The sequence below is a fragment of the Kitasatospora sp. NPDC051914 genome (genome assembly GCF_040680995.1).
GTDB lineage: Bacteria > Actinomycetota > Actinomycetes > Streptomycetales > Streptomycetaceae > Kitasatospora.
This window is the reverse complement of sequence record NZ_JBFAXX010000006.1, coordinates 109,099-121,970: the sequence shown is the minus strand read 5'-3', so window position 1 is coordinate 121,970 and position 12,872 is coordinate 109,099. Positions and strand designations below refer to the sequence as shown.

Sequence of the window (12,872 nt, the reverse complement as noted above, 5' to 3'; positions counted from 1 at the left end):
CCCGGTGGTCACTTGTGGCGCAGTAGGCGGGCCAGCTCGCGCGGGGCGGTCTTGGCCGTCCGGGCGAGTTCGACGACGAGGGGCAGCGCGTCGTCGCGGCAGAGCCAGGCCCGTTCGGTCGCCCGGCGCGGCAGGACGTCGTGCGGCAGCCGGCGTTCGGACCAGGCGGTGACCAGCGCGGACAGCAGATCCAGCCGTCCGGCCCGGAAGTTCCGCGGCAGCTGCGGGCCCTGAGGGACCGGCCGCCCGGTGAGCGAGAGGTGCAGGGCGCGCACCACGTCCACCCCGTCCGCGGTCTCGAACAGCCGGAACTGCGCTCCCTGCCGCGGGTTGAAGTCCACCAGCTTGTACCTGCCGTCCCGCAGGTCCAGCCGCCAGTCCAGGTCGGCGATGCCACTGAAGCCCACCTTCTTGCACAACCCTGCTGCCAGGTCGGCGAGTTCCGGGTTGTCGACCGCACGCGCCAGGGTGGTGAAGCCGCCGCCGGGCGGCCAGTCGCGCTCCTTCAGACCGGTGAAGACGGCCAGCGGCTCGCCTCCCGGCCCGCAGCAGAGGTGGGTGAACCAGTCCTCTGCGTGCTCCGACGGCAGGTACTCCTGGGCGAGCACCGACAGCGGCCCGTCCGGCGGGTTGAGGGCCAGCAGCTCCTTCTCGTCCCGCACCAGCGTGCTGTGGCTGACCACGGGCTCGGCCAGCCGGGTGAACGGCGCGAGGTTCTTCAGCACCAGCGGGTAGCCCCATGCGCGGCCGGTCGCCAGCAGCTCGTCGTGGTCGGCGGGCGTGCCGGTGTGCGGCGCGGGGATGTCGTGGTCCTGGCAGATTCGGTAGAGCTCGCCCTTGTCGGCGAGCCGCCGCGGCAGGTCCGCGGGTACCGGGGAGAGGAGGAAGTACGGGGAGAGTTCCTCGGCGTGCTCGGCGAGCAGCACCGCGGACTCGTCGTCCGTGGCCACCGCGACGCTGCGGCGGCCGACCAGCCGGCCGACGCCGCGGATCACGTCGACCAGTTGTTCGGCCGGCTCGCTGCCGGTGGTCGGCCGGACGAAGACGCCCTTGAGGTAGTGCGAGGCGGCGGTCGGGGTGTGTCGGCCCTCGACCATGGCGTACACCGGGACGCCGAGCCGGCCGAAGGAGCGGACTGCCGCGACGGGACTGTGGGAGAACGGGTACTTGCCGACCCGTACCATCACCACCGGGACCTCCCGGTCGAGGTCGGGCAGGATTGGCGTCATGACCGGTTCACTCCGTTCTGTCGGCCGGTGATGCCGGACGGCGACCCGGTCCGCACGCGTCCGGGCCGGATCGACGGCGGGGGCAGCGGCTGCCGAAGGCCCCGCGGACTCGCGGACGGTCCTCGTTGCGACGCTCGGGATGCGTGTGGTGTCGGCCGCCCCGACCCGGGCCGCCCCTCGACGTACCGGAGCGCCGGCCGTCCGCCCGACCATCGTTGCACGCGCCGTGCCGAACTCGCCTGCCGTGCGCGGAAGGACGGTCATGCCGGACTCCCCTGCGGTGCCGGCAGCCAGCGCGGCAGGCCCACCAGCAGCGGCACGGCCAGCGCACAGGCGGCGATCAGCCAGGCCAGGCCGACGCCCGTCAGACCGAGCACGGGCAGCAGCCCGACGACCAGGACGACGACCAGCACGGAGAAGGCGATCTGGAGGGCGACCAGCCGGCGCAGCTCCCGGCGGACCCGGGCCACCTCGATGGCGATGCCGAGCACCACGTTGGGCAGGGCGGAGAGGGCCATCAGGCGGAGCACCGTGGTGCCCTGCGCCGAGTAGGCCGCGCCGAACGGCAGGAGCAGCCACGGCGCCGCCGCGACCACCACCGCGGTCGCGGCGGCCACCAGCAGGCCGGCGTGGCGGAGCATCCGGCGTCCGTGCTCGGCGAGCCGCTCGGGATGGTGCGCGCCTTCCACGACCAGCGATCCGCCCATGCTCGCCACGGCCACGTAGAACGTGCTGGCGATGATGTACGCCAGTGAGTAGTACGCGGTCTGCTCGGCCCCGAGCCGGTTGAGCACGATCAGCGGTACGGCGGTGCCGGTGGCCACGCCCGCGACCTTGCCCACGTAGTCGGCGGTCGCGTAGCGGAGCACCCGCTGCGGCCGGGGCGCACCGGCCGTGTCGGCCCGTTGATGGGCCGGGACGGCCCGGCGGAACAGCACCAGGTTGGTGACGGCGATCGAGACGATCAGGGCGAGGGACCAGGACAGCAGGATGCCGGTGCCGATCGCGAGCGCGGCGCAGCCCGCCAGGAGGCCGGCCTTGACCACGTTGAACAGCGCGTTCTCACCCAGGACGAAGCCGGGGTGGCGGAGGCCGGTGAGCGCGCCGTCCTGGAGCACGAAGATCGAGTAACCGGCCGTCGCCACGATGAAGGAGCCGGCCAGGACCGGGTTCCGCAGGAAGCCGAGTTCGGGCGAGATCCACGGGACCAGCAGCAGGAAGCCGACGGCCGCGAGGCCGGAGACTCCTGCGCTGACGCCGTAGCAGCGCAGGACCAGCCAGCGGGTGTGCCGCCCGGCGACCGGGACGAACCGGACCAGGACGTCGCCGAGGTTGAACCGGCCGAGCCCGGACAGCAGTCCGGCCACCGAGAGCGCGGCGGAGCTGCGTCCGACGGTCTCCACGCTGTACCACCGGGTGGCGAAGATCCAGAAGGCTGCGCCGAGCACCGCCGCGAGCACCGCGCTGCCGGCCAGCAGGTGGCCGTTGCGGATCAGCGGTTCGGCGGCACCGGAGCGCCGGGCGGCCCTGATCCTGGCCCTCAGGAAGGTGAGGGGGTGCGCAGGCAGAGTGGTGCTCATCGCGGGCGGCCTCTCGGAGCCGACGGGCACACGCGTGCCCGCGGGCGCTTCTCCGGCGCCGGCTTCAACGCCCGGTGCGTCACGCCGGAAGCGGCACCGGTGACTCCGCGCTCCGTCGACCGCTCGGCGGAAGTCATGAGTTTCGTCATGTTCCTCATCCTTTGTCCGATCTCCGGTCGGTCTGCACTCGAACCTCTCCGACGGCCCGTCAGCCCTGGCCGTGATGGGCCGTCGGATCAGTCGGACGGGGTGCTCGGCCGGGCGGATCAGCGCTGCCAGACGGCGACCCAGCCGACGTCCAGCCGGGCGGAGTCGACGCCGGGCGGCGGCGCGACCTGGAAGCCGATCGCCAGGTTGATCACCAGTTCCATGGCGACGTGCGGGATCGCGGCCGGCTCGGTCACCTGAAAGCGCTGGACGCCGTCGACGTACCAGGTGACCGAGTCGGGCTGCCAGTCGACGGCGTACACGTGGTACCCGTCGGCGAAGTCGCGGGGGCCGTAGCCCTTGCCGATGTGGGTGTCGTTGCCGTCGGGGGCGCGCCAGTGCAGGTTGGCGGAGACGTGGGTCGCCGTGTTGATGAACTCCGCGATGTCGATCTCGGGCGGGCTGCCTCGGGTCTCGGCGGGGATCAGCCAGAAGGCCGGGAACATGCCCTCGGCCTCGGCGGGCACCTTGATGGCGGCGGCGTAGTAGCCGTAGGTGAAGGTGTGCCGCGGGGTGCCCTCCCAGTGGTCCCGGCCGGTGGTGACCATGCCGGAGGTCCAGGGGTAGGTCTTGCCGTCGGTGCCGTGGGTCTCCCGGCGCTCGGCGGTGAGCGTGAGGGCGCCGTCGGCGACGGACACCTGGCCGGGCAGGTACCACTCCAGCTCGTGGTTGCCGGCGTTGGTGCAGCCGCCCACGTTCCAGTCGTAGCAGGTGGCCCAGTCCCGGGTGTTCAGACCGGAGCCGCTGAAGTCGTCGTGGAAGACCAGGTGCCACGGGCCGGGCAGGTCCGGCGGCTCGGTCGCCCGCACGGTGCCCTCGCTCTCCGCCCGGGCGTTCGACGCCGGGGAGGTCAGGGCGGTCGGATCGGCGCAGGAGGCGGCCCCGGCCAGCAGGCAGGCCGCGGCCAGTGCACGGGCCCGCAGCGACCGGCGGCCGTTCCGGCCGGGCGGCGGGGGCGGTGCCGGCCGGGTGGACGGGGTCGCCGGGTCGGGCGGCGGCCACCGCCGCGCGTGGGGCAGTACCAGCAGGGTGGTGAGGACCGCGAGCACCACCAGCACCCGGCGGGCGGTGAACGTGTGGGTGAGCAGCATCGGGGCGGCGGCCACCGCCCCGAGGACCGCGCTGGAGGCGAAGGCGGGCACCACGGCGGTCACGGGAGCGCGCCGGGCGTCGGCGGGCCAGCGGCAGCGCAGCACCAGGGCGGTGCCCGGCACGGCCAGCAGGGCGACGGCCGCGGTGACGACCCGCACCGGTCCGGCGGGCAGGACGGTCGCGGCGACCCCGGCCCAGGCGAGCAAGGGGAGCGCGAGGCGCAGGTAGGGGCCGGCCATCACGGCTGCCTCCCGTCGGGTCGGAACCGGTCCACCGGGCTCTCGGCCGGTGCGACCGTGGTGGAACCGGCGGCGGACGGCTCCACGTACTCGTAGACGACCGCGTCGGGGCTGGTGTAGACGGCGCGGAACTCCGGCGAACCGGCCGCCAGGTCGGCCAGCCGGCGGACGGTGTCCTCGGGCAGCACCCCGGTGAGCCGGCAGGCGGCGATCTGGGCCCGGGTCAGGACGAGGTAGGAGGGGCCGGGCACCGCCGGGGTGGTCAGCTCCCGGCGCAGCACCGGCAGCGGGTCGGCCAGCATGCGGCGCTGCTCCTGCTCCGGGAGCTGGGTGAGCGCGATCCGGATCCGGTCGTCGTAGTGCATTTCGCCTCCGGGAAGGGCGGCGCCGGTGACGAAGACGATGCGGCTGCCCGGCGGGGTGTCCGTGGTGACCAGTCGCAGCGCCGCGACCTCCTGCGGGGTGAAGTACTTCAGCGCGTCCTTGCTGTAGTAGTTGACGAACATGCCGAGGGTCAGCACGACGGCCGCGACGACGGCGAGGGCGCGGTGCAGGACGGGGCGCCGGCCGTCGCGCAGGAGGACCGTGGCGGCCAGGAAGGCGGTGGCCGGGAGCACGAAGAGGTAGGCGCGCAGGATCATCTCCCCGCCGTAGCCGTTGCCGAGCAGCAGCGGCAGCGGGCCGAACAGCACGGCCGTCAGGCCGGTGCGGCGCACCCACCGGTGGCTGATCAGCGCGATCAGGGCGAGCAGGCCGACGGTACCGGACATGCCGAGGGACAGCAGGTCGACCGTCGCCTGGGCCGGCGCCACGGTACCGAGTTTCAGCTGCTCGGGCGGGCGGACGTTGCTGCCGGCCGTGGTGAGGCCGGCGATCAGGTCGCCGACGTTCTCCGACAGGTAGGGGCGGGCGACGGTGACGTCCCAGGCGAAGGTCATCCCGACGGCGGCCGCCAGCACCGGCCACACCGTGCGGCGGTTGCGGCGGGGCAGGCAGAGCATGGCGAGGACGCTGATCGTCATCACCGGGCTCAGCGGGTGCGAGACGACGATGCCCGCGAGCATCACCACGACCATGGCGTACCAGCCGAGCCAGGGTGTCCGGGGGGTGAGCGCGGTGGCCGCCGGCCGCCCTTCGGCCGCGGCCTCGGCGGCCCGGCGGGCCTCTGCCAGCCGTCCCAGCACCAGGGCGAGCAGCAGCACGAACAGCAGGAAGGCGAAGGCCTGCGGCGCGAAGTAGTCCTGACCCACCCAGGAGATCGAGTAGAAGAGCCAGACGCCGCCCCAGACGAGGCGCCGGCTGTCGGTGAGCGAGCGGTAGAGCAGCAGCAGCGGGCCGAGCAGCAGCAGGTTGGTCAGCAGCGGCCACCAGGACGCGTAGCCGAGCGCGGAGTGCAGACCGGTGGCGCGCAGGAAGAACACGTTGAGCTGGAAGAAGCCGGGCCACTCGTTGTAGATCTCCAGCCCGCCGGCGTCCGGCACGGTGCCGTTGTGCCGGAGCATCGCGTCGACGACCGCGACGTGCTTCCACGCCCAGGCGTAGCGGAGGGTGGGGTAGAGCACGCTCGGGGTGGCGTGGATCACGGTGATCAGCGCGACCACGTACGCCGCGGCCCAGGCCTGCGGGACGCGCGGCCGGTGGAGCACCGCGAGGAAGCCGGTGAACAGCAGGGCGCAGCTCGCCCAGTAGAACGGCGGCAGGACCTGGAGCAGCCCGAGGTCGCCCATCCGGTCGAGGCGGGCGCCGCGCAGGGCCAGCACCCACAACACGATCGCCGCGGGCAGCGCGCCGACGGTGAGCCAGGCCGCCGGGCCGCGTCCGCCGACCGCCCGGGCCAGCAGCGCCGACGGCGGGCGGCGCCGGGCCGGCGGGGCGGCCGGGCCGGCGGCTCCGGCGATCTGCTGGTCAACCATCGAGGGGCCCTCTCCGGACAGTGGGCACGGTGGCGTGGTGGGCGCGGGCGGTGGTCAGTCCTTGGGCGGACCTCCGACCGGGGTGCCGATGGCACGGGTGAACCGGCGGTAGGCCCGCCAGCCGCGGGTGTAGAGGCTCTCCCGGATCGGGCCGATGCGGCTGCCGCGACCGGCCGTCCAGTCGTCGAAGACGCTCTCCGGGGTGTCGCTGCGGACCATCAGCCGGCAGATCCGCATCGGGTCGTCGGTCGCGGAGCTGAACTTGTTCTCCACGGCGGTGGCGGACGTCCAGCCGGCAGCGCGGACCTGGCGGCGCACCGCGGGGCTGGAGTAGCCGTGCGGGTAGGCGAAGGCGGTCACCGGGTGCCCGACCGCGTCCTCCAGGCGTTTCTTGCTGCCGACGATCTCGTCGGTGCGCCGCTGGCCGTAGACCGTGTCGAGCTGGGCGTGGGTCTGGGAGTGGCCGCCGATCTCCACGCCGATCGCGTCGAGGGTGCCCACCTGCCGCCAGTTGAGCATCTGCGTGTCGGGCAGCAGGCTGCCGGTGGGGCGGCCGCCGGGCGGGTGGACGGCACCGACGGTCACGTAGAGGGTGGCCGGCAGGCCGCGTTCGGTGAGGATCGGGGCGACCGTCCAGTAGAAGTCGGCGTAGCCGTCGTCGAAGGTGAGCACCGCGGCGTTCGGGGGCGGCGGCGGGCCGCCGTGCAGGGCGGCGACCAGCCGGCGCAGCGGGACGACGGTCAGGCCGGCGTCGGCGATCCGGTCGAGCTGTTCCCGGAAGATCCGCGGGGAGACGGTGTACGGCGCGAGCCAGTCCGGCGGGTCGTCCGAGACCGAGTGGTACAGGAAGACGGGGACGGCTCTCATCGCTGGCTCCTCGCCGGCCGGGGCAGCAGCAGGGCGGCGCGTCCCACGGTGTAGCCCAGCAGGGTGATCCCCGTCCCGGCGCAGAGCGCACCCGCGGAGCGGAGGTCGGCCCGGCGCAGGCTGCGCAGCACGGCCGAGGGCAGCGTGTGCCGCAGGTAACGGCGCTCGGAGGCCAGGGCGGGCCGCGGGCCGGTGTGCCGGGCGACGACGGCCTTGGAGCGGCCCTCGGCGTAGCAGCGGGCCCGGAAGTAGGCCCAGGTGGCCCGACCGGGCGGCACGTGGTGGTGGACGACGGCGGCCGGTTCGTAGCGCAGCACCGCCTCGGGGTGGCGGGCGGCCAGCCGCAGGCAGAACTCGGTCTCCTCGCAGCCCACCGGTCGGGTGCCGATCCGGCCGAGGTCGAGCCGGAAGCCGCCGGCGGAGACCGTCTCGGCGCGCCGGAAGGACATGTTGGCGCCGGTGAAGTTGCGGATCGCGGCCGGCCGTTCGGGAAGGCCGTGGTAGGAGCAGCCGACCACCCAGTCGAACTCGCCGGGGAACCACCCGGGCCGGCCGGTCTCCCAGCGCGGCCGGACGAGCCCCCCGACGCCGAGCACCTCCGGGTCGCGGTAGCCGGCCAGCAGGCGGCTGCTCCAGTCGGGCGCGGCCGCCGCGTCGTCGTCGAGGAAGGCGACGACGTCTCCGCGGGCGGCGCGGACGCCGGTGTTGCGGGCCCCGGACAGGCCGCGGCGCTGCTCGTTGCGGACGACCCGGACGCCGGGCCACTGCCGTTCGGCGCGGCGGGCGAGCTCGGGGCAGTGGTCGACGACCAGCAGCAGTTCCTCCGGGGGCCGGTACTGGCCGCGGACGGAGTCCACGGCGGCGCACAGGTCGTCCCACCGGTCCAGGGTGTAGGCGCAGATGACGACCGACAGGCTGGTCCGTGCGTCCGGGGCGGTGGTCATGCCCGACTCCCTTCAGGGGCCCTCATCCAGCGTGGCAGAGTGAGCAGCAACGGCACGGCGACGGCGCAGCAGGCGAGCAGCCAGGCCAGACCGACGCCGGCGAGCCCGTACATCGGCAGCAGGACGAAGGTGAGGCCGACGGTCAGGACGCACTGGGCGGCCTGGACACCGATGAGCAGACGGAGGTCTCGCAGGACCCGGGCGACGTCGATGGCGACGATGATCAGGACGGTGGGCAGCGAGGCGACGGCCATCAGCCGCAGGACGGGGGTGCCGTACCGGGCGTAGTCCGGGCCGAAGAGGGAGAGGATCCACGGCGCCGTGACCACCACGACGGTGGTGGCGGCGAGCACCAGCAGCCCGGCGTGGCGGAGCATCCGCCGGGCGAGCTCGGGGAGCCGCTCCGGAGCGTGGGCGCCCTCGACGACGAGGGAGAAACCCATGCTGAGCACGGCGATGTTGAAGGTGTCGGCGATGATCCAGGCCAGCGAGTAGTACGCGTTCTGGGCGGCGCCGAGGTGGGCGAGCACGGTCAGCGGCAGCACCGTGTAGGTGGTGATGCCGGCGAGCTTGCCCAGGTAGTCGGCGGTGGCGTAGCGCTTCACCCGGCCCGGCATCGGGGCGCCCTCGCGGTCGGCACGCTGGTGGGCCGGGATGGCGTGGCGGAACAGCACGGAGTTGGCGACCAGGATGGCCAGCACGAGGGCGCCGGCCCACGCGGTGAGGATGCCGGTGCCGATCGCGAGGGCGGCGCAGGCGGCGAGGGCGCCGGCCTTGGCGACGGCGAAGATCACGTTCTCGCCGAGGACCCAGCCGGTGCGGCGCAGGCCGGTGAGGGCGCCGTCCTGGAGGTCGAAGATGGAGTAGCCCGCGGCGGCGATCACGAAGGCGGTGCCGAGCAGCGGTGCGCGCAGGAAGTCCAGACCGGGGGCGACGACCGGGATGAGCAGCAGGAAGCCGCAGGCCGCCAGTGCGCTGAACACGCCGGCGATCGCATAGCACTTCAGCACCAGCCGCCCGGTGTGCCGGCCGGCCCGCGGGACGAACCGGACGAGGACGTCGCCGAGGTTGAACCGGCCGAGGGCGGACATCAGGGCGGCGACCGAGAGCGCCGCGTAGCTGGTGCCGACGGTCTCGGCGCTGTACCAGCGGGTGGCGAAGATCCAGAACAGCGCGCCGAGCCCGGCTGCGAGCACCGCGCTGGCGGCCAGGATGTGCCCGTTGCGCAGCAGCGGCTCGCCCGCGGTCCGCCGGAGCACGGCCCTGGCGCGGGCCCGCAGCAGCGCGCGGTAGGTGCACTCGCAGGGCAGCGGCAGCGGGCACGAGCACGCGCGGGCCGGTGCGGTGCGGCGGGTCAGTTCCGGTATCACGGCCGGGCACCGCCGCGTGTCCGCCGGCGTCCCCGGCTGACGAGGTAGCTGAGCGGCCCGACGAGCAGACCGCGGCACTGCAGCCGGACGAGTTCGCGCGGGGCCGGCTCCTTGTCGGGACGGCGCCGGCCCGGGGCCAGCGGAAGCATCGCCGGCAGGCCGCGGACGAGGTCGGCCAGCATGGCCGGGCGGTTGACGAGGACGGCGGCCAGGAAGGCGCCGTAGCCGACGCCGTAGCCGTACACCTGGGCACGGAGGGCCGACGGGGTGCGGCGGTGGCGGTGCCAGACCAGCGCGTCGGGCGCGTAGGCGACCAGGCGCCCGGCCGTGAGGACGCCGAGGAAGGCCAGCAGGTCCTCGCCGCCGCGGGTCGGGGTGCCGGCGCCGGCGGCCTCGTCGAACCCGCCGATCGCCCGCAGGGCCTCGGTGCGGAATGCCATGTTGGCGCCGGTGCCGAAGCGGCTGACGGTGTAGGGGACGGGCGGGTCGCCGCCCTGGTCGGCGAGCGACCAGATGCGCGGGGCGAAGCCGCGGGAGAAGCCGCAGTGGCGTTCGAAGGCCACTTGGGAGGGCGTGTCCAGTTCGGCGGGCAGGACCAGGCCGGTGACGCAGCCGATCCGGGCGTCGGTCCGGAAGGTCTCCAGCAGGGCGCGCAACCAGCCGGGGTCCGGCAGGGTGTCGTCGTCGGTGAAGGCGCACACCTCGCCGGTGGCGGCCGCCAGGCCGGTGTTGCGGGCCCGCGAGACTCCGGGCGCGGGCTCGCACAGGTAGCGGATGCGGTCGCCGTACCGGTCGCGGATCAGGTCGTGGGTGGCGAGGTCGCTGGGGGCGTTGTCGACCAGCAGCAGTTCGGCGGCGGCGGGTGCCGCCTGCAGCAGGGCGTCCAGGCACGGCGGGAGCAGTTCGGTGCGGTCGCGGGTGCAGACGATCACGGTGAGCGAGGGCGTGGCGGCGGCCGTCGGCGGCGGGACGACCGGCGTGGCACCCAGTCCGGTGCCGGCGGCGAGCAGGGCGGCCCGCAGCCCCGAGGTGTCCCCGGGGGCGGCGGTCGCGGTGACCATGCCGAGCGGGTGGCTGTGCCGCCGGACGAGGGCCAGCACGGGGCCGCCCGCGGGCGGCGGCGCGGCCGCGCCTCCGGGGACCTTCAGCTCCGAGGGGCGGGCCAGGTCGAGGTCGAGGATCGCGGTCGGCGGGTCGGGCAGTACGGTGGCGGCGGGGGTCATCACGGTGATCACGCTCCGATCCGTGCACCGCGCTGGTGCCAGACGCTGCAGAGGTATCCGAAGGGGCCGTACACGAGGCCCTGCAGCTCCCGCCGGCCGAGTCCGGGCACCGGTTCGGGGCCGCGGTTCCCGGCCGCGCGCCGGCGGCGGGCGACCTGCCAGCGCCACAGGCCCCGGGGCAGCCGCCGGAGCAGGTCGGCGAGCACGTCCGGCCGGTGTGCGACCGCGGTGGTCAGGTACGCGCCGAAGCCGACCCCGAAGTTGAAGATCTGCCGGGCCAGCGCCTCGTCGGTGCGCGGGTGGCTGTGCCAGACGATCGCCTCCGGCTGGTAGGCGATGTCGTGGCCGCTGTTGTAGACGGAGAAGAAGGCGTAGAGCTCCTCGCCGCCGCGAGCCGGGGTGCCGGCGCCGGTGGCCGGGTCGAAGCCGTCGACGGAGCGCAGCACCTCCGTCCGGAAGGCCATGTTGGCTCCGGAGCCGAAGCGGCCGGCGGAGAAGCGCTGCAGCGGGTCGGCGTCCTCGTCGCGGGCCGACCAGCTGCGGGCCGCGAAGCCGCGGGAGTAGCCGCCGTAGCTCTCCAGGGCGGCCTGGGCCGCGGTGTCGAGTTCCGCGGGCAGCACCAGGCCGGTGACGCAGGCGATCCGGTCGTCGGCCCGGAAGGCCTCGGCGAGGGCGGTCACCCAGCCGCGGTCGACGACGAGGTCGTCGTCGGCGAAGGCGCAGATCTCGCCGCGGGCCGCCGCCAGCCCGGTGTTGCGGGCCCGGGCCACGCCCCGCACCGGTTCGCGCAGGTAGCGGACCCGATCGGCGTACCGTCCCAGGACCAGTTCCCGGGCGTCGTCGTCGTCGGGTGCGTTGTCGACCACGACCACCTCGACGTACGGGTAGTCGGTGCGCAGCAGCGAGTCGAGGCAGCGGCGCAGCAGGTGCGGGCGGTTGCGGGTGCAGACCACCACGGTGACGGTCGGCGGGTCCGCGGGCACCCGCGGCGGCCCGGTCCGGCGGGGACGCGCCGCGGGTGTCGCGGTGGACAGGGAGGGAACGCGCAGTTCCCGGTGAGCGGCTTCGACCAGCGCCCGGCGCAGCGTGGCGGGATCGCCTGCCGTGCCGGTGGCTTCGACCAACCCGAGCGGGTGTCCGTGCAGTCGCACCAACGCCAACACGCGGCCGTCCGGGTCGACGGGGCCGAGACCGCCGGGCGCGTGCAGCCGCCCCGGCTCGTCCAGGTCCAGCTCGACCACCTGGACGGGGGTGTAGAGCGATTCGCGGGCGGCAGGGCGCGGGCAGGCTGCCGGGGTGCGCCGGTCGTAGCCATTCATCATCGCTCCCCCACAGCAACGGGCGCCGCGGACCTTGCACCGGGACGCTCGGCGATCAGCGTCCGCAGCACCCGCCGACCGTCGGAGACGGCGTGGAGGTGCGAGCGACCGCTGCGGCGGGGAAGTTCGAGGCTCGGGACCTCTGCGATGCGCAGACCCGAGCGGAGGGCGTGCGCGATCATCTCGGCCTCGATCTCGAAGCCGGACGAGCGCAACCGGAGTTCGTCGAGGAAGTTGCGGTTGAACGCGCAGTAGCCGTAGCAGAGGTCGGTCAGCACCGTGTGGTACAGCCGGTTGACCACGGCGATCAGGGCGCGGTTCCCGAGCGCGCGGATGCGGGTGAGGTCGAGCGATCCGCCGCCGGCGATGCAGCGCGAGCCCTTGACGAAGTCGTACCCGTTGTCGAGGAAGTGCAGGTAGTGCGGGATCTCGCCGGGCCACATCGAGCCGTCGGCGTCCATCATGACGATGTACTCGCCGGTGGCGGCGGCGAAGCCGGTGCGCAGGGCGTTCCCCTTGCCCGGGGCGGTCTGCTGGACGTTGCGCACGGTCGGCAGGCAGTGCCGCGCCATGGCGAGGGTGGCGTCGCTGGAGGAGCCGTCGACCAGGATGACCTCGTCCACGCAACGGGGGATCTGCTCGAACACCCAGGGGATGTTGCGGGCCTCGTTGTGGGCCGGCACGACCAGGCTGACGGTGTGCCGGGTGGCGAAGTCCTCGGCCCGGCGCAGGGGCTGCGGTGCGCCGTCCGGCCGGTCGGTGGCACGGCGCATGGGCCGGCCGTTGCGGATCGGGTGCGGCTGGTACGGGTCGGAAGACGCAGTGCTGCTCATCGCGGGCGGGCCTCTCGGGAGGCGGCGCAGGGCACAGGGGTGCCCGCAGGGTGATG

10 protein-coding genes are annotated in these 12,872 nt (G+C 74.3%); all 10 read right to left on the bottom strand.

Annotated elements, in window-relative coordinates; all coding sequences use genetic code 11:
- Window positions 1–8: 8 nt before the first annotated feature.
- Window positions 9–1,229 carry an ATP-grasp domain-containing protein gene (locus tag AB0M03_RS06480; RefSeq protein ID WP_363489074.1) on the bottom strand — a complete coding sequence of 407 codons (1,221 nt, stop codon included), beginning with the start codon at window positions 1,227–1,229 and terminating at the stop codon, window positions 9–11.
- Window positions 1,230–1,489: 260 nt separating this feature from the next.
- Complete coding sequence (locus tag AB0M03_RS06475) at window positions 1,490–2,809, bottom strand: hypothetical protein (protein WP_363489072.1); 1,320 nt, start codon at window positions 2,807–2,809, stop codon at window positions 1,490–1,492.
- A 266-nt stretch (window positions 2,810–3,075) separates the two neighbouring features.
- Window positions 3,076–4,347 carry a glycoside hydrolase family 16 protein gene (locus tag AB0M03_RS06470; RefSeq protein ID WP_363489070.1) on the bottom strand — a complete coding sequence of 424 codons (1,272 nt, stop codon included), beginning with the start codon at window positions 4,345–4,347 and terminating at the stop codon, window positions 3,076–3,078.
- The gene (locus AB0M03_RS06465; RefSeq protein ID WP_363489068.1) at window positions 4,347–6,260 is read right to left on the bottom strand and encodes a glycosyltransferase; all 1,914 of its coding nucleotides are present in this window, start codon (window positions 6,258–6,260) and stop codon (window positions 4,347–4,349) included. The genes AB0M03_RS06470 and AB0M03_RS06465 overlap by 1 nt, the downstream gene beginning before the upstream one ends.
- 54 nt (window positions 6,261–6,314) lie before the next feature.
- On the bottom strand, window positions 6,315–7,127 hold the full coding sequence (locus AB0M03_RS06460; protein WP_363489066.1) for a polysaccharide deacetylase family protein: 813 nt from the start codon (window positions 7,125–7,127) through the stop codon (window positions 6,315–6,317).
- Complete coding sequence (locus tag AB0M03_RS06455) at window positions 7,124–8,071, bottom strand: glycosyltransferase family 2 protein (protein WP_363489064.1); 948 nt, start codon at window positions 8,069–8,071, stop codon at window positions 7,124–7,126. Before AB0M03_RS06455 ends, AB0M03_RS06460 begins: the two co-directional genes overlap by 4 nt.
- On the bottom strand, window positions 8,068–9,441 hold the full coding sequence (locus AB0M03_RS06450; protein ID WP_363489062.1) for a hypothetical protein: 1,374 nt from the start codon (window positions 9,439–9,441) through the stop codon (window positions 8,068–8,070). Before AB0M03_RS06450 ends, AB0M03_RS06455 begins: the two co-directional genes overlap by 4 nt.
- Entirely contained in the window at window positions 9,438–10,676 is a 1,239-nt protein-coding gene (locus AB0M03_RS06445; RefSeq protein ID WP_363489060.1) for a glycosyltransferase, read from the bottom strand. Before AB0M03_RS06445 ends, AB0M03_RS06450 begins: the two co-directional genes overlap by 4 nt.
- A complete protein-coding gene (locus AB0M03_RS06440) occupies window positions 10,673–11,983 on the bottom strand; it encodes a glycosyltransferase (protein ID WP_363489058.1) in 1,311 nt (436 codons plus the stop codon). Before AB0M03_RS06440 ends, AB0M03_RS06445 begins: the two co-directional genes overlap by 4 nt.
- A complete protein-coding gene (locus tag AB0M03_RS06435; protein ID WP_363489056.1) occupies window positions 11,983–12,816 on the bottom strand; it encodes a glycosyltransferase family 2 protein in 834 nt (277 codons plus the stop codon). The genes AB0M03_RS06440 and AB0M03_RS06435 overlap by 1 nt, the downstream gene beginning before the upstream one ends.
- Window positions 12,817–12,872 lie beyond the last annotated feature (56 nt).